This window comes from Vibrio sp. 10N.239.312.C11 (assembly GCF_041466065.1).
Lineage (GTDB): Bacteria > Pseudomonadota > Gammaproteobacteria > Enterobacterales > Vibrionaceae > Vibrio > Vibrio tasmaniensis_A.
The window spans coordinates 100,929-119,239 of record NZ_JBFSRZ010000004.1 but is presented as its reverse complement, the minus strand read 5'-3'; the positions used below and the strand labels follow the sequence as shown (position 1 = coordinate 119,239).

Annotated in this window: 16 protein-coding genes; 3 read left to right on the top strand and 13 right to left on the bottom strand. The window is 45.1% G+C overall.

What is annotated here, in order from left to right; translation table 11 throughout:
• Positions 1-51 precede the first annotated feature (51 nt).
• From trpS to pilM, 12 genes are all read right to left on the bottom strand, one after another.
• On the bottom strand, positions 52-1,068 hold the full coding sequence (trpS, locus tag AB6D07_RS03325) for a tryptophan--tRNA ligase (RefSeq protein WP_017103608.1): 1,017 nt from the start codon (positions 1,066-1,068) through the stop codon (positions 52-54).
• Between the two features lie 176 nt (positions 1,069-1,244).
• Positions 1,245-1,931 (bottom strand): phosphoglycolate phosphatase, encoded by a 687-nt coding sequence (locus AB6D07_RS03320; RefSeq protein ID WP_017103609.1) that lies wholly within the window; start codon positions 1,929-1,931, stop codon positions 1,245-1,247.
• 102 nt (positions 1,932-2,033) lie between these two features.
• The gene (gene rpe, locus AB6D07_RS03315; RefSeq protein WP_029223031.1) at positions 2,034-2,708 is read right to left on the bottom strand and encodes a ribulose-phosphate 3-epimerase; all 675 of its coding nucleotides are present in this window, start codon (positions 2,706-2,708) and stop codon (positions 2,034-2,036) included.
• A 188-nt stretch (positions 2,709-2,896) separates the two neighbouring features.
• Positions 2,897-3,757, bottom strand: a complete 861-nt coding sequence (locus tag AB6D07_RS03310; protein WP_012604942.1) for a Dam family site-specific DNA-(adenine-N6)-methyltransferase — start codon at positions 3,755-3,757, stop codon at positions 2,897-2,899.
• Positions 3,758-3,826: 69 nt separating this feature from the next.
• Complete coding sequence (locus tag AB6D07_RS03305; RefSeq protein WP_012604943.1) at positions 3,827-5,344, bottom strand: SPOR domain-containing protein; 1,518 nt, start codon at positions 5,342-5,344, stop codon at positions 3,827-3,829.
• 79 nt (positions 5,345-5,423) lie between these two features.
• Positions 5,424-6,512, bottom strand: a complete 1,089-nt coding sequence (gene aroB, locus AB6D07_RS03300) for a 3-dehydroquinate synthase (RefSeq protein ID WP_017103611.1) — start codon at positions 6,510-6,512, stop codon at positions 5,424-5,426.
• A 24-nt stretch (positions 6,513-6,536) separates the two neighbouring features.
• The gene (gene aroK / locus AB6D07_RS03295) at positions 6,537-7,055 is read right to left on the bottom strand and encodes a shikimate kinase AroK (protein ID WP_009848907.1); all 519 of its coding nucleotides are present in this window, start codon (positions 7,053-7,055) and stop codon (positions 6,537-6,539) included.
• A 176-nt stretch (positions 7,056-7,231) separates the two neighbouring features.
• Positions 7,232-8,950: a type IV pilus secretin PilQ gene (locus AB6D07_RS03290; protein WP_017103612.1), complete on the bottom strand. Its 1,719-nt coding sequence runs from the start codon at positions 8,948-8,950 to the stop codon at positions 7,232-7,234.
• Positions 8,951-8,985: 35 nt separating this feature from the next.
• Entirely contained in the window at positions 8,986-9,504 is a 519-nt protein-coding gene (locus AB6D07_RS03285; protein ID WP_029223033.1) for a pilus assembly protein PilP, read from the bottom strand.
• Positions 9,491-10,120 carry a type 4a pilus biogenesis protein PilO gene (locus tag AB6D07_RS03280; RefSeq protein WP_017103614.1) on the bottom strand — a complete coding sequence of 210 codons (630 nt, stop codon included), beginning with the start codon at positions 10,118-10,120 and terminating at the stop codon, positions 9,491-9,493. Before AB6D07_RS03280 ends, AB6D07_RS03285 begins: the two co-directional genes overlap by 14 nt.
• Positions 10,113-10,727 (bottom strand): PilN domain-containing protein, encoded by a 615-nt coding sequence (locus AB6D07_RS03275; protein ID WP_017103615.1) that lies wholly within the window; start codon positions 10,725-10,727, stop codon positions 10,113-10,115. Before AB6D07_RS03275 ends, AB6D07_RS03280 begins: the two co-directional genes overlap by 8 nt.
• Complete coding sequence (gene pilM, locus AB6D07_RS03270) at positions 10,711-11,736, bottom strand: type IV pilus assembly protein PilM (protein ID WP_029223034.1); 1,026 nt, start codon at positions 11,734-11,736, stop codon at positions 10,711-10,713. The genes AB6D07_RS03275 and pilM overlap by 17 nt, the downstream gene beginning before the upstream one ends.
• A 151-nt stretch (positions 11,737-11,887) precedes the next feature.
• Between pilM and AB6D07_RS03265 the strand changes: the two genes are divergently transcribed.
• Positions 11,888-14,446, top strand: a complete 2,559-nt coding sequence (locus AB6D07_RS03265) for a penicillin-binding protein 1A (RefSeq protein WP_017103617.1) — start codon at positions 11,888-11,890, stop codon at positions 14,444-14,446.
• A 107-nt stretch (positions 14,447-14,553) separates the two neighbouring features.
• Here the strand turns inward: AB6D07_RS03265 and oxyR are convergent, their stop codons facing one another.
• A complete protein-coding gene (oxyR, locus tag AB6D07_RS03260; protein WP_017103618.1) occupies positions 14,554-15,447 on the bottom strand; it encodes a DNA-binding transcriptional regulator OxyR in 894 nt (297 codons plus the stop codon).
• 221 nt (positions 15,448-15,668) lie between these two features.
• Between oxyR and AB6D07_RS03255 the strand changes: the two genes are divergently transcribed.
• Both AB6D07_RS03255 and AB6D07_RS03250 read left to right on the top strand, forming a co-directional pair.
• On the top strand, positions 15,669-16,397 hold the full coding sequence (locus AB6D07_RS03255) for a glutathione peroxidase (RefSeq protein ID WP_010435300.1): 729 nt from the start codon (positions 15,669-15,671) through the stop codon (positions 16,395-16,397).
• A 305-nt stretch (positions 16,398-16,702) separates the two neighbouring features.
• Complete coding sequence (locus AB6D07_RS03250; protein WP_017103619.1) at positions 16,703-18,169, top strand: dihydrolipoyl dehydrogenase; 1,467 nt, start codon at positions 16,703-16,705, stop codon at positions 18,167-18,169.
• Positions 18,170-18,311 lie beyond the last annotated feature (142 nt).

Here is an 18,311-nt window from a genome sequence, read left to right as displayed (position 1 = left end):
AAACAAAGTCACTTTGGGCTTGAATTTCTAAACGAGTCGTTTTAGTTCACTCTATGGGCGAGTAACAAAACCTACCGCTTCGTATGCTTTTTTCAGTGTTACTGCAGCACGCTCAGACGCTTTTTCAGCACCCGCTTTCATTACTGCATCCATGTAAGCACGGTCAGCACGGATACGGTGGTATTCAGATTGAATCGGCTCAAGCATTTCAACTAATGCTGCGCCTACGTCTTTCTTGAATGGACCGTACATCTCAACGCCTTGGTATTGCGCTTCGATCTCTTCGAAGGTTTTACCCGTCGCTGCTGAGTAAAGACCCATTAGGTTAGAGATACCCGCTTTGTTTTCCCAATCGTGGGCAATACGTGGTGGCGTTTCTGCATCGGTTTGCGCTTTGTTGATCTTCTTGATGATCGACTTAGGCTCTTCTAGCAGAGTAATCACGTTCTTACGGTTGTCATCCGACTTAGACATCTTCTTCGTCGCATCTTGCAGGCTCATTACACGTGCATTCACTGTTGGAATGTAAGGCTCTGGAACTTGGAAAATTGGCGTTTCAGGACCGTAGATGTTGTTAAAGCGATTTGCGATATCACGCGCTAGCTCTAAATGTTGTTTCTGGTCGCTACCTACTGGCACCTGGTGAGCACCGTAAAGCAGGATGTCTGCAGCCATCAACACTGGGTAGTCGTATAGGCCTACGTTTACGTCATTTGAGTGACGTGCAGACTTATCTTTAAACTGAGTCATACGGCTCAGTTCACCCATTTGTGTGTAACAGTTAAGAAGCCAACCAAGTTGAGCATGCTCTGGTACGTGTGACTGAACAAATAGAGTGCTCTTCTTTGGATCAACACCGACAGCAAGACAGATTGCTAATGCGTCTAGAGTCGCTTCATGCAGTGCTTTCGGGTCTTGACGAACCGTAATTGCGTGAAGGTCTACAACACAGTATTGGCAATCGTAATCATCTTGCATCTGTTGCCATTGACGTAGAGCACCCAAGTAGTTACCGATACTTAGTTCACCAGATGGTTGAACACCACTCAATACGATGGGCTTGCTCATGGTTTTAATTCCTTTGCTTGTTCGCTAAGCTCGTTAACTTAGTTTCTTAACGTAGTATCTGAAAAACTTAGCTTCTTAACTTTAAAATAGAAAAGCCGCACAGCTCTTCTGTACGGCTCATCCAGTGTACTCATTGATAAGTATTTTGCTAGTAGGTTAGCTAACTTTTGTCCGCTTTATGCTGAAACTAGAACGACATCTAGTAATTGCGCAATGTTGTCTGCGACATAGTCAGGGTTTGATGCTGAAATTGGCTCGCCGTGGTTGTAGCCGTAAGTCAGACCAAACGAGTGGCAGCCTGCATTCTTAGCGGCTTTGATGTCATTGCTTGAATCGCCAACCATCAGCATCTCTTCAGCTTTTACATTGTGCTTTTCTAGCAACCAGTTCAACGCCACTGGATTCGGCTTTTTCTCTGGGAAAGAGTCGCCACCCAACACATCAACAAAGTACTTATCAATATCGTGTTGCGCCAGAACGGCTGGTACAAATTTCGATGGCTTGTTTGTTACAAGCGCCATGGTGAAGCCCGCTTTATCCAACTCAGCTAACGTTTCTTTTACTGATGGGTAAAGGTGGCTCAGCTTATGGCCACTCTGCTCATAAAAATCATCAAACAAGATACGCGCTTTCTTTAGCAGTTCAGGCTCTAGGTTTGGATCAACCGTCAAGTTGCGGCTCAGTGAGCGCCCGATAAGAACGTCAGCACCATTACCCACGTAGTCGCGAACTTGCTCTTCGCTTACAGAAGAAAAACCCAGTTCCTGACAAGCCTGATCAGCGGCAACAGCCAAATCAGGCACGCTATCTAACAAGGTTCCATCCAAATCAAAGGCAATCAGTTTTATTGAGCTTAATGACATCTTACTTTCCTATTTATTATGTTCGTCTTATGAGTTGAGCTCCAAGACGTAAAAAAGGGGCCAATGAGCCCCTTAATATTCAATCTATCTGTAGTTTTACGATTATGCGTTTACTTTTGCAAGCTCTGAACGCATCTCATCAATCACTTCTTTGTAATCTGGTTGATTGAAGATAGCGGAACCCGCAACGAACATATCTGCACCCGCTTCTGCAATTTCACGGATGTTATCAACCTTCACGCCGCCATCAATCTCAAGGCGGATATCACGGCCAGATTCGTCAATAAGTTTACGAACAGCACGCAGCTTATCAAGAGTATGAGGAATGAAAGATTGACCGCCAAAGCCAGGGTTCACTGACATCAGTAGAATCATGTCGACTTTGTCTAGGATGTAATCAAGGCAAGAAAGTGGCGTTGCTGGGTTAAGTACGACACCCGCTTTACAGCCGTGTTCTTTGATTAACTGTAGAGTGCGATCAACGTGCTCAGACGCTTCAACGTGGAAGGTAATCATTGATGCGCCAGCTTTGGCAAACTCAGGTACGATGCTGTCTACTGGCTTAACCATTAGATGAACATCGATAGGAGCTGTGATGCCGTAGTCGCGCAATGCTTTACAGATCGGTGCACCAAAAGTCAGGTTAGGTACGTAGTGGTTATCCATCACATCGAAGTGCACAACGTCGGCACCGCCTGCGAGTACTTTTTCGACGTCTTCACCAAGACGAGCAAAATCTGCAGACAAAATCGATGGAGCGATTAGAAAATCTTTCATACCAAACCTCTTAAGAGTGAGTAAATTGCGAATATCACCGCCTTGTGACCTCTCATACACAAGTACAAGACTCAATCCCAAGACTATTTGGTGTGCAATTCTACCTAAGCACCTAAGCAGATCCTAGCAGTTCGAAAGATTAGTTTAAGAAAGTACCCGTGGGTCACTCAATTTAATGAGTTAGAGGATTATTCTGACGACGACAATTCTGTTGAAGCGTGTTGCTGGTTTTTCTCTTTATGGAAAAGCGCCAGTAACTCATCAACTTTATTGCGCCCTGCGCCATTCCGGCTAATAGTGCGCTTAACCTTGACCACGTTCAGTTCCGCACCATGGTATAAACGGCGCGTTAAGGTGGTGTCATGGTTTGAAATCAAGACAGGAATATCGCGTTCCATCGCCGCTTTTTCAGCGACATCCGCCAGTGCAGCTTGGTCATCTAAGCTAAAACCATTACCTGCGTAAGAGGTAAAGTTAGCCGTGTTCGACAGCGGTGCGTATGGAGGATCACAGTAAACCACGCAACCTTTACGCGCGCGGCTAAAGGTTTCATGGTACCCCTCACAGACGAAGGTGGCTTTTTTCGCTTTCTCAGCAAAAAACTCTAGCTCGGCTTCAGGGAAATAAGGTTTTTTATAAGAACCAAACGGAACGTTAAAACCGCCCTTCTTGTTGTAACGACACAAGCCATTGAAGCCAAATCGGTTCATGTACAAGAAAGCTAACGAGCGATACATAACGTTATCTGTACCATTGAACTCAGCGCGAACATCTAAGAACACTTCTCTACGGTTATTCTCCGGACAGAACCAACGCTTCGCTTCAGTGATATAGGTTTCAGGATCGGTTTTAAGTAGATTGTATAGGTTGATAAGATCAGGGTTAATATCTGCAAGTAGGTACTGTTCAAAATCAGTATTCAGAAATACTGATCCGGCACCGACAAACGGTTCTACCAATTTACGAGCAGGTGGCAGGTGACGTTGGATGTCTTCAACTAGGCCATATTTACCACCAGCCCATTTTAGAAAGGCACGCTGCTTTTTCATTTACTGCTCTATCTATCAACTCAAAAATAAGGCTGCGGAATGTAACATATTTTGAGGCTAAGCTCAGGGTTATTTCGCACGTTCTATCTCTCGATGCACTTGATTCATCGATTTTGCCCAAGGTTCCAACTGTTGAAGTGGTTTTGATAACGCACTTGCCGCATCTCGCGCCACTTGAATCGTTGGGTAATCTTGATAAGTGATAATAAACCACTTGGTGTCGTTACGAAGTGTTGGGTAAATACGAACCTTGTTCTCAAGCTCATACTCTTCAATGAAAGATTGTACATCTTCCAATGATGTCATCGCACTCAACTGCAGGGTATAAGCGCGCGGCGAGATAGCTTGTAGCTCTTCGCGTGCAAATGAGAATGTGATTTTTTTTGTCGGAGGTGCTGATTGTGTTAGCTCTGAACCTTCATTCGTTGCCGGTAATGACTCACGTTCCACAACATCAGGCTGCGGGATAACGACTGCATCTGTTTTTTCTTCAACTACAGCTTCAATTGCACTGGTATCAACACTCTCAGGTTTATCATCAAGCAAAGCATCGACCACATCAGAGGTGATCACCACACGTTGCTGATCTTGTTCTACCTGACCAACACTGGCTGTCTCTTCAACCACGACCGGCGGCAGAGAAGAGCTGTCATCGTCAGCACCTTGATAACTCATATCAACTTCGGCTTCAGAATCGACAGTTCCGTCGATTGTGGCTTGCTCAGTTACATTTTCCACTTCCAACGTTGGAATAACTGTCTGCTCAATAGGGGCGATAATAGATTGCGCTTTATCGTCAGGCGTTGGTTGATTAAACATCCACCAGTAACCGCCGCCGATAACAAGCAACAACAACGCCACCACAATCGCAATATTGATAGGTGAACCAATGATTGAGCGAATAATAATCCTTTTTTCCACTTTCAATTCTCCTAAGGCCATTAGCTCACCGGGCAAAGGTTGCGCTTTTTTAAATGCATTTCGCACCCGAGATTCTGACTCATCATCGACATATCGAATCACCAGTGACTCAAAGAAATGTTCAGCTTCTGGTTGCGAAAGATCATCGATCTCAAGGGCGATAGGTTTGTGCGGCTGACCGTAACTAAGTCGTGTTAATAACGTGTCTAGGTGACCAGTTTGCGAGAACAGAACGATATTAATCGTCCATTGAGGGTTTGATTGAGATTCAAGTACCAACATCCATAATTCTGATACCAGTAGCTCAGACAGTCGGTGGGCGTCATCAATGACAATAAGCACATTACACGTATCTCCATCCAGCAACCTAGCAAGGCTATCAGATAAAGAATCATGTTGATTAAAGAGTGGGTCAGAAACAATCTGACTAAGAATAAGTGCGCGGCGCTGTTGATCGTCTTGGCTTGGGTGACAAAGCAGTAAACACTGATTTTTTTCTGTCGACCATGCTTCAAGATAACGCTGAGCTAACCAAGATCGGCCAGAACCCGTTTTACCAGCAACATTTACAAAGTTTGAACCAAAGTTAGTTAAAAGCTGTAAACGCTCTAGCAACTCAACTTGAGACTCTAACTCCAATACTCTTAAATCATGAGCCAAACTCATTGGGGATCCCTACTGATAAGTTCGATCTGTAAAGCGCTTGAGTTGCCTAGAGTTTAGCTAGGCAACCTCATAACCGAATTTAAAGAGTACGGCAGAAATCAATCGCTTGTTTAATGATGTCTTGAGGTACATCAGCAACCACTTCAGCAGTACCAATACTTGTTGGTAATACCAGACGCAACTGACCAGACAGCACTTTTTTATCGCGCATCATGTGCTTCATAAAGTCTTCAAAAGACATGCTTTCTGGCGTATGGATTGGTAGTTTCGCATTCTTGAGTATAGAAATAATTCGCTCAAGTTGCTGCTGAGAAATCAGTCCCTGTAATTGGGCGGTTTTTGCTGCCATTACAGTGCCTGACGACACAGCTTCACCATGTAGCCAATTACCATAGCCTAGTTCTGCTTCAATCGCATGACCAAATGTATGACCTAGGTTCAATAACGCTCTGATTCCTGACTCTTTTTCATCGATAGCAACCACTTCAGCCTTAATTGCACAACAACGAGCAATCGCGGTAATCAGTGCGTCTTCATCAAGTTGATACAGTTTATCTAGATTCTGTTCCAACCAGCCAAAAAAGGCTTCATCGTAAATGATGCCGTATTTGATCACCTCAGCCATGCCCGCTGCAAACTCACGCTCTGGAAGCGTTGATAGGCAGTTAGTATCGATGATGACAGATTTTGGTTGGTAAAAAGCGCCGATCATATTCTTGCCAAGGGGATGGTTCACTGCAGTTTTACCACCTACAGAGGAGTCCACTTGAGAAAGAAGGGTCGTCGGGATTTGAATGAAATCAATACCGCGCTGGTAGCAAGAGGCAGCAAAACCGACCAAATCACCGATAACACCACCACCCAAAGCAATTACCACCACATCGCGGCTGTAATTTCCTTCAAGCATGTAGCTCATCACTGAGTTGAACGTTTCAAGGTTTTTGTACTGTTCACCGTCTGGCAGCTCGAGAAGAGATGTCTGACAGCCGACTTGATCCAATAGCGATAAAATTTTATCAGCATAAAGAGGCGCTACTGTCACATTACTGATAACAACAACTTTCTGCTTACCTGATAAAAAAGAAAGGTACGCCGGGTCTTCAAATAACCCGGCGCCAATAGAGATAGGGTAGCTACGCTCAGCTAGATTGACCGTAATCCGTTCCATGGGTTTGCTCTCCGAAAAATGAACTTAACGTTCTTCTAGCATTTTTACGATCTGGTTGGCTACCACTTTTGCACTTTGGTCGTCAGTACGAACTGTGTAGTCCGCCACTTCTTCGTATAGTGCGTTGCGAGATACAGCTAGATCTTCTAGCACATCACGCGGGTTGTCTGTTTGAAGTAGAGGGCGTTTCTTGTCGCGGTTAGTGCGAGCAAGTTGCTTTTCAATTGTTGTCTCTAGGTATACAACAATGCCTCGTGCAGATAGACGGTTACGGTTTTCTTTGCTCAGCACTGAACCACCACCTGTCGCAAGAACAATACCTTGTTCTTCTGTCAGATCGTTGATTACAGATTCTTCGCGCTTACGGAAACCATCTTCGCCCTCAACATCAAAAACCCATGCGATGTCTGCGCCAGTGCGCTCTTCGATCACAGTGTCAGAGTCTAGAAACTCCATATGAAGTTGGGAAGCTAGGTGTCTACCAATTGTACTTTTGCCGGCGCCCATTGGGCCAACAAGAAAAATATTGCGTTTCTCAGCCATGTTTTTAGCAGTAATTTACAACGTTAATTCAATGACATCGCCACAAGGTAGGTCAGTACAAGTACTGAAATTAAAAGGCCCGTGGCACCGATTCCTCACAGATAATTCGTGATAAGACCCGAAATTATCAAGGTTAGGTGCCACTAATGCAACTTTATTTTTAATCTAATTGCTCATTACTGAATCACAACTTTAGGTGTAACAAAAATAAGTAGTTCACTTTTGCCTACATTTTCATAGCTACGACGGAACAATGCGCCAAGAACAGGAAGGTCTCCTAATAGTGGAACTTTATCAACTTGGCTGCTCACACTGTGTTGAAAAATACCACCTAACACGACCGTTTCACCATTATTAACAAGCACTTGCGTTCCAATTCTTTGCGTGTCAATGGCGACAGCTTCACCGGTGCCGGTTTTCACCACTTGCCCCGGCCTATCTTGAGTCACGCTCAAATCCAATACCAAACGATTGTCGGGTGTGATCTGCGGAGTCACCTTGAGACTCAATACCGCTTTCTTAAATGCGACTGAAGTAGCACCACTTGAAGAAGACTCTAAATAAGGGATTTCAGTACCTTGCTCAATATAAGCGGGTTTTTTATTGGTGGTAATTAAGCGTGGGCTAGAAATAATCTCTGCTTTCGACTCTTGTTGCAGTGCTGACAATTCAAGATCGAGCAAGGTATCAGAACCCAGCTTGGCTACCTGAAACGCAATACTCGACGCGCTCGGGGAAGTTGCTCCTAAATTAACGTTGAGGAAATCGTCAATCGCACTATTCCCACCATTATCGTCATACGGCGTAATTTGCGATGGATGGTTGCCCTCTATCGAGCCGCCAACTTTGAAGCTTCCGTTAGTCGAGGAAACGCCCCAACGCACTCCTAGTTCATCAAGATTACCCTCAGTAACAGTGACAATACGTGCTTCTATCTGAACTTGCTTCACGGGAATGTCTAGCGATTCAATAATGCCTCGTATCACCGCAATGTTTTCTTCCAATTCACGGATCAACAGGGAGTTAGTTCGCTCATCAATGGTAATCGAGCCTCGCTCGGACAACATGCTTACCGCCCCTTCCCCACCAATCATGTCGGCAATGTCGGTGGCTTTGGCAAAGTTAATCTTGATGATTTCCGACTTGAGTTCACCTAGCTCTTCTTCCAAACGAGATTTCTCTAGCGCTTGTTGCTCTCTAAGGTCGAGTTCAGCTTTAGGTGCCACCAAGATAACGTTGCCATCAACACGCTTATCCAACCCCTTAACTTGCAAGATAATGTCGAGAACTTGCTGCCAAGGCACACCATCTAAACGTAAAGTCAGATTACCCGTGACTGAATCAGAAACAACGAGATTGAAATCGTTGTAATCAGCAATAAGCTGCAAAACATTACGTACAGGGATATCTTGGAAGTTAATCGATATCACCTTGCCTTCTTTTTCTAAAACATTTTTCTCTATTGTCACTTCATCAATAGTAGGCCTACTGATCACTACCTCAATAAAGCGACCTTTTAAGTTGTATTCATATTGATAGTCACCAGCGATCGTTGCCAACAATCGCGTACTGGGCGTTTCCTTATACACCTCAATGCCTTCAACTGAGGTCGCGAAGTCCTTCACATCTAGGAGGTAAAGCTTATCGTCATTCACCTGAGTATTGAGTAACTCGATACTTAAACCTTCCTGAGCACGTTGAACATCCACCACAGCAGTGCTGGTTGCCAATTCGATAATGATGACGGCGTCTTTCTCCTTGTTGACCCTAAAATCAATATTTTCCAATTGATTTGGCAAGCTCTCGGCATAGCTGAACACGCTAACCACCAACATCACAGACACAACTAGGCTTTGCAGCCCTTTGTTTATTAACTTACTTAGTCCTTTAATCATATTTACATCTCATATCCACATCATGTGACATTGGTTTACTTCAGAGCGAGCTTAACGTTGCGCTTATGCCAACAACCTAAACCATCTGGAAGGGTTTCATTAATCTGTACGTACTGGCTCGTCACCTTAGTAACTCGACCATTGTTTAAGCCAATAAACTGACCTTTTTTCACATTGACCACGTTCCCTTTCGGGGTTTGTACTAACCCTGAAACGCTTGTTCCACTGCCCATTACGCCTCTTAAACGCAGCTTACTCAGCGGGTATTTTTCTAGCTTGCCATTGCGAGAGCGTGCGCTTGGTTGCCAACAGTCTTTCTTCACCAAGGGTTGGTTTTGTACCATGGCTTCTTTAGGGAGCTCAAAGGGAGGACGAAAGGCGTGGCGTTGATAAGTTGCGGCTAAGAACTCCGTTTCTGGGACAAGTTTTTCTACCTCTTTTCTCGCCTTAGCTTCAACTTGCCTTACAAAATCTTCTAACGAATCCTGATTGGATTTACAGCCTGAAAGCACAAGCAGTAACAATAGGGACAAAAGGGCGCTACTGAATTTCATCATTCACCTCCGATTTAAACTGATAGGTGTAAGCTCGAACCCTGAAATGTAGCGTGCTACTTTCTTGACTGACTCGCTGCCAATTCACATCATCGAAGCTAATAATGCGCGGCAGTTTCGCGATGGCCGCGGAGAAATCGCCAATCTCGTGGTAATCACCGGTTAGCTCAATATTGAGGGGTAACCGATAGAGGAATTCCTTGTTCTGCTTTTGCCCCCAATCAATGCGCGTAAAGGTCAGCGCATTATCCAAACCAAGTTCATTCACTGAGGCCAACATACTGGCGAGCTCCTTTTGAACTGGCAACTGTTCTAACAGATAGTCGTAGCGACTGGTTAGCTCATCCAACTGACTCTGAAGCTTAGGCAAAGCCGCAACCTTGTTCGCTTTTATCCTTAATGTTGCTTTCAAAGTCTGCTCTTGCTGCTTCATCTGCTGCAGTTCATCGTCTAAAGGCAGCACATACAGCCAAGTCCCGACACCTTGGATTAATATCACCAGCAACAGAATAACGAGCAGTTGGGGCAACAACGGCCATTCGGTGATCTCATCAGCATCGAGATCTTGCAAGCTCACACTATTTTGCCAGCTAATCCTACTTTGAAGGTTAGCCATGATTTGCCCCCTTCTCTTTTCTGCTCGCGGTTGCGCTCTCTGCGGTTGTGTTTTCTAAAGAAACAGGGCTAAACACAAAAGAGACCTTGAAGGTCTGAAACTCTTTATTGAAGCGCTTTCGGTTATGGATAATAGAGTGCATCTCGACCCCTTTAAGAGAATCAGAACGCTCTAGATTGTCCAACATTGTGGCGAGGCGAGCCGTACTGTCGCTGATACCTGCCATCTCAATCTCCTGACCATTCATCTTTATCTTGTCGACATACACGCCCTCAGGAATCAGCTCCGGCATTAGATTCATAAAGTCGGTGGTCTTATTACGGCCAAGCTGTAAGGATTCCACCACATCAAGTCGAGTCAGGATCGCTTTATGTTCTTGCTCCGCGACTTTCAGTGATTGGATTTGTCGGTCGAGCTCGGCAATATATTGCTTTAGGTAAGTAAGACGTGCTTGCTGCTTGTCTTGCTGAGCATGGAGATAGTTGCCCACCGCCCATTGCCCTGCAAGCGCGATGATGACGCCAAGAATGACCAGATGAACAAAGCGCTTTTTGTGCTGAGCGCGAATCTCATCACGCCACGGCAGCAGGTTAATTTGATGCAACATGCTTCTCTCCTTGCCACTTGAGTCCACTCATCGCCATACCCGCGGCAATGCCGAAATGTTGCCAGTTCATCGGCAGTTGGTGCCGCTTCGCCACCTTGTTCTCAAATAACGATAAAGGATTGAGCGATTCACAACTCATCTGAAAATGGCGCTCTAGATCTTCAACTACCATCGGAATGCTGACTCCTTCGCCCATCAGCCAGATCCCGGATATCGGCTCAAGTGCATTCACTGAGGAATAGAGTTGCAACTGTCGCTTAAGCTTTTCAACCAAATTGACAATAAACCGATGTGTGTCCTCTGCGTTGCCGAACACACCTTCTGTATAACTCGGGCTGTCAGTGCCGCGAAGATCTTGAGTACCAAAGGCGATGTCTTTATAGAAAGGTGCCGAATCCTGCGGGATAATGCCTAACGACGTTTGGTCAACTCCCACGTCCACCAGCAACCAGTTACTTTTTTCAGGATAAAGGCGTGAAGCCAACTGCCAAATATTGAGCAGTCCATGTGCTTGGGTGTCGATGACAACAGGTTTAAATCCGGCTTTATTTAAAGCATCCGCTCGACTGTCTACAACTTCCTTACGAGTCGCATATATCTGATAGCTAGTTGTCGATCCTTTACCAAATCGTTTGTCTTCCAGCTTTACAAAATCTAAACTCAGCTCCTCGATAGGAAAGGGAGATTGATGAGCAAAGGTTTGATAGATAGAAAACTCCTTTTCTCTGTCTTCTAAGTCACTCTCTATTTGCAGTACTTTGCTGATCACCGTGTTATCGGGTACCGAAATGGCGACGTTGCGACAGCCAAAAGGCAGTCCTTTCCTAAGTTCTTTAAGTTTCTTAACAGTTTTCTGATACTCCAAAGTATGGTTAGCTGTAAAAATGTCGTCCGAAATCGGCAGCTCTTTGTATCCCACTAGGGCATACAACTCCCCCACGGGTTTTAGTACCACGGCTTTGATGCTGTGATGATTTATATCTATACCTGTAATTAATGATGAACCCATGTGACCTAGCTCCTGAAGTGCCAAGCATTTCGTTGATTATCTAGGGGTTGTGATTATTAGTTAAATAAGCGTTAATAAACGAAAGCTAAGTTTTTAACCTAGAGTACAAGGGTTTGCTGCTTATCAGCCTTAACTAATCAGGGATTATCCGGTGAAGTTCATAAAGCGATTATTCATATTTACATTGATTTGCATGATTCTTGGAGTCAGTACAATTTTCGGGTTTTACTATTACGTAAAACCAGAGTTGCCTGATGTTGCCACTTTGCGTGACGTAGAACTCCAAACGCCAATGCAAGTCTTCAGTCAAGACGGTAAATTGATCTCTCAATTTGGTGAAAAACGTCGTAATCCAGTGACTTATGACGAGATTCCTCGCCACCTAGTTGAAGCTTTGATTGCTACCGAAGATAGCCGCTTTTACGAGCACCCTGGTATTGATCCAATTGGTATCACTCGAGCAGCACTCGTGGTTGCTATGTCCGGTTCAGCCAAACAAGGGGCAAGTACCATTACTCAGCAGCTTGCGCGTAACTTCTTCTTATCTAATGAGAAAAAGATCATGCGTAAAATCAAAGAGATCTTCATTGCGATCCACATAGAGCAGCTTCTGAGTAAAGAAGAAATCATGGAGCTTTACGTAAACAAGATCTTCCTTGGTCACCGTTCATATGGTTTCGGCGCAGCAGCGCGTGTTTATTTTGGTAAGGATCTTCCTGAGCTCACCTTAAGTGAATTGGCTACGCTTGCGGGCATGCCAAAAGCACCTTCAACTATGAACCCTATTTATTCTGTTGAGCGTGCGACCAACCGTCGTAACGTGGTGTTACGTCGTATGCTAGACGAAAAATACATCACTCAATCAGAGTACGATGACGCTCGCAGTGAAGAACTTATCTCGAAATATCACGGTGCCGAGATTGAACTGAGCGCACCATATGTAGCAGAAGTTGCGCGATCTTGGATGGTGGAACGCTATGGTGAAGCCGCTTACACATCAGGCATGAAGGTCTACACCACCGTTGATTCAAAACTGCAAAAAGCAGCGAACCAAGCCGCGATTAAAAACCTCCTTGGCTACGATGAGCGTCATGGCTACCGCGGTGCTGAAAAAGTATTGTGGCAAACGGCGCAATCAGCTTGGGATCATGAACAAATCGTTAAGCACCTTAAATCTCAACCAACCTATGGTGACTTAGTACCAGCAGTTGTAACCGCTGTTGATTCGAAAAGCGCTCAAGTTTGGGTTAAGAACCAAGGTGAAGGCATTATCGAGTGGCAAGGCATGAATTGGGCGCGTAAATTCCTAACGGACAACCGCCAAGGTCCAGCGCCTTCTCAAGCGAAAGAGATTTTGGCTGTGGGTGAGCAAATTTGGGTTCGCCATGAAGCAGTAACAGGCGATGAAGTATCTGAAGAGCCTACCGAAGAAACAACAACTGAACCTGAAACACCGATTGTATGGCGACTAAGCCAAGTACCGAATGCGAACACCGCATTTGTTGCCATGAACCCGAACAACGGCGCGGTATTGTCAATGGTGGGTGGCTTTAACTTTGTACACAACAAGTTCAACCGTGCAACGCAATCTATTCGTCAGGTGGGTTCTGGTATCAAACCATTTATCTACTCAGCAGCGATTGAGAAAGGCTTAACGCTAGCATCACTGATCAACGATGCGCCTATCAATCAATGGGATAAGAGCCAAGGCACGGCATGGCGACCAAAGAACTCACCACCGACCTATGTGGGTCCAACTCGTTTACGTATTGGCTTAGCTCAATCTAAAAACGTAATGGCAGTACGTGTACTGCGCGAAGTGGGCTTGGATGATACTCGTAACTACCTAACTCGATTTGGTTTTGATATTGACGAAGTACCGCGCTCTGAAACCATTGCTCTGGGTGCGGGTAGCTTAACGCCAATGAAGGTAGCTCAAGGTTACTCAGTATTTGCGAATGGCGGCTACTACGTTGAACCTTTCTACATCAGCCGCATTGAAACACCATTTGGTGAGACTGAATTCCAAGCGACACCGAAAGTAGTGTGTAAAGACGATTGCCAACAGCCAATGACCTCAGATTCAATGGCTGATGAGTTTGCCGAGCAAGATGTGGATGCCCAAGTACAGTACGCACCCCAAGTGATCACTGAGCAGAACGCGTTCCTTGTTCGTGAAATGATGTACAGCAATATCTGGGGCGGCGGTGACTGGAGTGCTGGCACAGGCTGGAATGGTACAGGTTGGCGTGCTCAACCGCTGAAGCGTCGCGATATTGGCGGAAAAACCGGTACCACCAATGACTCGAAAGATACTTGGTACAGCGGTTACGGCCCTGGCATGGTTGCAACGGTATGGGTTGGCTTTGACAACCACAACCGTAACCTAGGTCGAACCAAAGCGAACTCTAACCTTGGTAAAAATCAAATTACAGGTGCAGAAGCGGGCGCTAAAACAGCAGAGCCGGCATGGGTTGATTTCATGGGCACAGCGTTAGCGGGTGTTCCGGCACAACGTAAAGAGCTTCCAGAGAATATCGTTCGCGTTCGTATCGACCGTGAAACTGGCTTACTGACCAACAAGTTCGACAGCTCATCAATGTTCGAGTATTTCGAGAAAGGCACTGAGCCAACCGAGTACATTACTGAACGTTTCAATGATGACATCTACTCAACGTCATCAGGTGAAGCAGTAGAAGAGCTGTTCTAGTTAGGGTTTGTTGAACCAAGTAACATGAACCAACAAAAAGGGTTGATATGTATTCATATCAACCCTTTTTTTGTGTCTATAATCAGAGCTATCTACGATTTAAATTACTAAACAGCTTTATCTAATTGAGTTCGGATAGCCTCAGCCAATTGCTCAAAGCGCCCCTTTAACGGAGAGCCCGGTCGGTAGGCAACAACAATGCGACGTGAAGGTGTTGGGTTCACCGCTGGAACGTAACACACACCATCTTTCTGTTTTTCCTTCGGTACCGATAGCTGAGGAAGCAAGGTAATACCTGCCCCTGCCGCCACCATGTTACGCAGCGTTTCTAAGCTGGTCGCTTTAAAGCGCTCATCATCTTTTGCACCCGCAGCAAAACAGAAGCCTAAGGCTTGGTCTCGCAAGCAGTGGCCATCGCCCAGTGCAAGTACGGTTTGTCCATTTAACTGCAGCATATCAACAGTGTCTTGCTTAGCCCACTCATGATCACACGGTACTGCGACGCTTAACGGTTCGTTATACACATCAATCTCTTTGAACGCCGCCGTTTCATCAACTGCAGCCAATACCAAGCAATCAAGCTTGCCATCTTCAAGTTGACTCACTAGCTGATGGGTCTGCGCTTCATGCAGGTAAAGCTCAAGATCGGGAAAGCACTCTTTAAGGTGAGGAATGATCTTAGGTAAAATATAAGGGCCAACGGTCGGAATAAAACCAATGTGCATCGGCCCTGTCATCGCTTCACCGTGTCCACTTGCCATATCCTTAAAAGTCTTTACTTCATTGAGAATACGCTTGGCTTGTTCAACAAGTTGTAACCCTGATTCTGTAAATATGACCTTCCTTGGACTACGCTCGGTTAACTGAAGTCCAATTTCATCTTCTAGTTTGCGTATTTGACCGCTTAGTGTCGGCTGACTGACAAAGCACGCTTCTGCCGCTTTTCGGAAGTGTTTGTGCTCTGCGAGCGCCACCAAGTATTCAAAGTCACGAATGTTCATGATCAGTCTCTTACCTCTGGTTTAATAAGAACAAGGGGTTTCATAGAAACATTTAAAAGAAAAATGCTCTTGATAGAATTTACCTATCAAAACCATAACATCAAACGATTAGAGCTATCAAAGGATTTGTCTAATAATGGGCTCAACGAAACGAAACAGAGCAAAGAAAAACGTTAAGCTCTGATAGAACAAAATTCAAAATACTATTTAAGGAAATCAATATGTTTGCATCTAAAGAAGGTCAATCAATCCCTCAAGTAACATTCCCAACTCGCCAAGGTGATGCATGGGTTAACGTAACGACAGAAGAGCTATTCAAAGACAAGACAGTTATCGTATTCAGCCTACCAGGTGCGTTTACACCGACATGTTCTTCAAGCCACCTACCTCGTTACAACGAGCTACATTCTGTATTCAAAGAAAACGGTGTTGATGACATTCTATGTGTTTCAGTAAACGACACATTCGTAATGAACGCTTGGAAAGCAGACCAAGAAGCTGAAAAAATCACATTCATCCCAGATGGTAACGGTGATTTCACAGACGGTATGGGCATGCTAGTTGAGAAAAACGACATCGGCTTCGGCAAACGTTCATGGCGCTACAGCATGCTGGTTAAAAACGGCGTGGTAGAAAAAATGTTCATCGAAGAAGACGTACCAGGCGACCCGTTCAAGGTTTCTGATGCAGATACTATGCTTAACTACATTGCTCCTGAGCACAAAGAGCAAGAGTCAATCACAGTATTCACTAAGCCAGGCTGTCCTTTCTGTATGAAAGCGAAGCAGAACCTAATCGACAAAGGTTTGAACTACGAAGAAGTAGTACTAGGTAAAGACGCGACAACAGTAAGCCTACGTGCAATCTCTGGTCGTACAACGGTTCCACAAGTATTCATCGGTGGCAAACACATCGGTGGTAGCGAAGAACTTGAAGCTTTCCTAGGTTAATGACTTACCATCGATATAAGCTTAACCGTTAAGTTAACTAAGCAATATCAGCTAACCCACCCTCTTGTGGGTTAGCTATTCCAAACACTCTTATCTGAGCTTTGGAAAAGAATATAGCTTGTGACTCGCCCGTCTTTAACTAACCTATAGTTAGTAACAAGAAGCAGATAGCAATAAAGGCAGAGCGACAAGCTAAACCTAATAAAACAGAATCACAAAACTGACCCGCAATCCTGACTCTTAAAAAATCACCAGAGTTGGAGGGGTTCGTTCAAACTAAATTTAGCTATTGCGAGAAAATTATTATGAAACAAGTCAATGTAGATGTAGCAGTTATCGGGGGTGGTACGGCAGGTTTAGGTTCTTACCGCGCTGCAAAAGCACACACTGACAGTGTTGTGATGATTGAAGGCGGCCCTTACGGTACAACCTGTGCTCGTGTTGGTTGTATGCCATCTAAACTGCTTATTGCAGCGGCTGAAAGTGTACACCAAATTGAGAAAGCTCCGGCTTTTGGCGTTCACCCACAAGGTGACATCGTGATTAACGGCCGTGAAGTGATGGACCGAGTGAAGTTTGAACGTGACCGTTTTGTTGGTTTTGTTTTAGAAGGTGTTGATGAAATCCCAGCGCAAGACAAGATCTCTGGCTACGCAAAGTTCTTAGATGACAACACGCTACAAATCGATGACCACACAGTTGTGACGGCTAAGCGTATTGTTATCGCAACAGGTTCTCGCCCTGCATACCCTGCAGTTTGGAATGAACTTGGCGACCGTCTGATCATTAATGATGACGTATTCAGCTGGGATGATTTACCAGAATCAGTGGCGGTATTTGGCCCGGGCGTTATTGGTCTAGAGCTTGGTCAGTCACTGCACCGCTTGGGTGTAAAAACAAAACTGTTCGGTTTAGGTGGTCAAGTAGGCCCAGTAACCGACCCAGAGATCATGGCTTACGCAGACAAAGCCTTCAATGAAGAGTTCTACCTAGATGCTGATGTAAAAATCGAAAGCATGAAACGTATTACTACTGAATCGGGTGAAGATCGCGTCGAGATCCAGTTCATCAATAAAGAAGGTGAACTAGAAACTAACGTCGTTGAATATGTACTTGCAGCAACAGGTCGTCGTCCAAACACTGATAAGCTTGGCCTAGAGAATACCTCTCTAGAACTTGATGAACGTGGTGTTCCTATCGCAGACCACTACACACTACAAACATCGCTACCATCAGTATTTATTGCCGGTGACGCAAGTAACCAACTGCCTCTACTGCATGAAGCAGCAGACCAAGCACGTATTGCCGGTGATAATGCAGGTCGCTTCCCTGAGATTCGTGCAGGCCTACGCCGCTCTAAAATCTCTGCGGTATTCTCTGACCCACAAATCGCTATGGTTGGTGAAACTTACAAAGAGATCACCACACGCTTAGGCACATGTGGTTGTTTCGCAACAGGTGAAGTGTCTTTCGAGAACCAAGGTCGTTCACGAGTCATGCTGCGTAACAAAGGTATTCTGCACGTATACGGCGAGCAAGGTACAGGCCGCTTCCTTGGTGCTGAAATGATGGGACCAAACGCAGAACACTTAGCTCACCTATTAGCTTGGGCACACCAGAACAAGATGACGGTTTCTGAAATGCTAGACATGCCGTTCTACCACCCAGTAATTGAAGAAGGTGTACGAACAGCGCTACGTGACCTCAATGCGAAACTGCACCTAGGTCCAGAGATGGTGAAACACTGTCTAGATTGTGGCCCTGGTTGTTAATCGCAGATCATCAGGAAAGATAGCAGCTTGCTCTATTAACAGAAACTAGATACTAAAAAGGAAAGCCAGTGGCTTTCCTTTTTCTTTTGGCTGAACGCATCAGCTAATCAAAGTTAAACTCGTCATTTCAGAACCGAGGGAC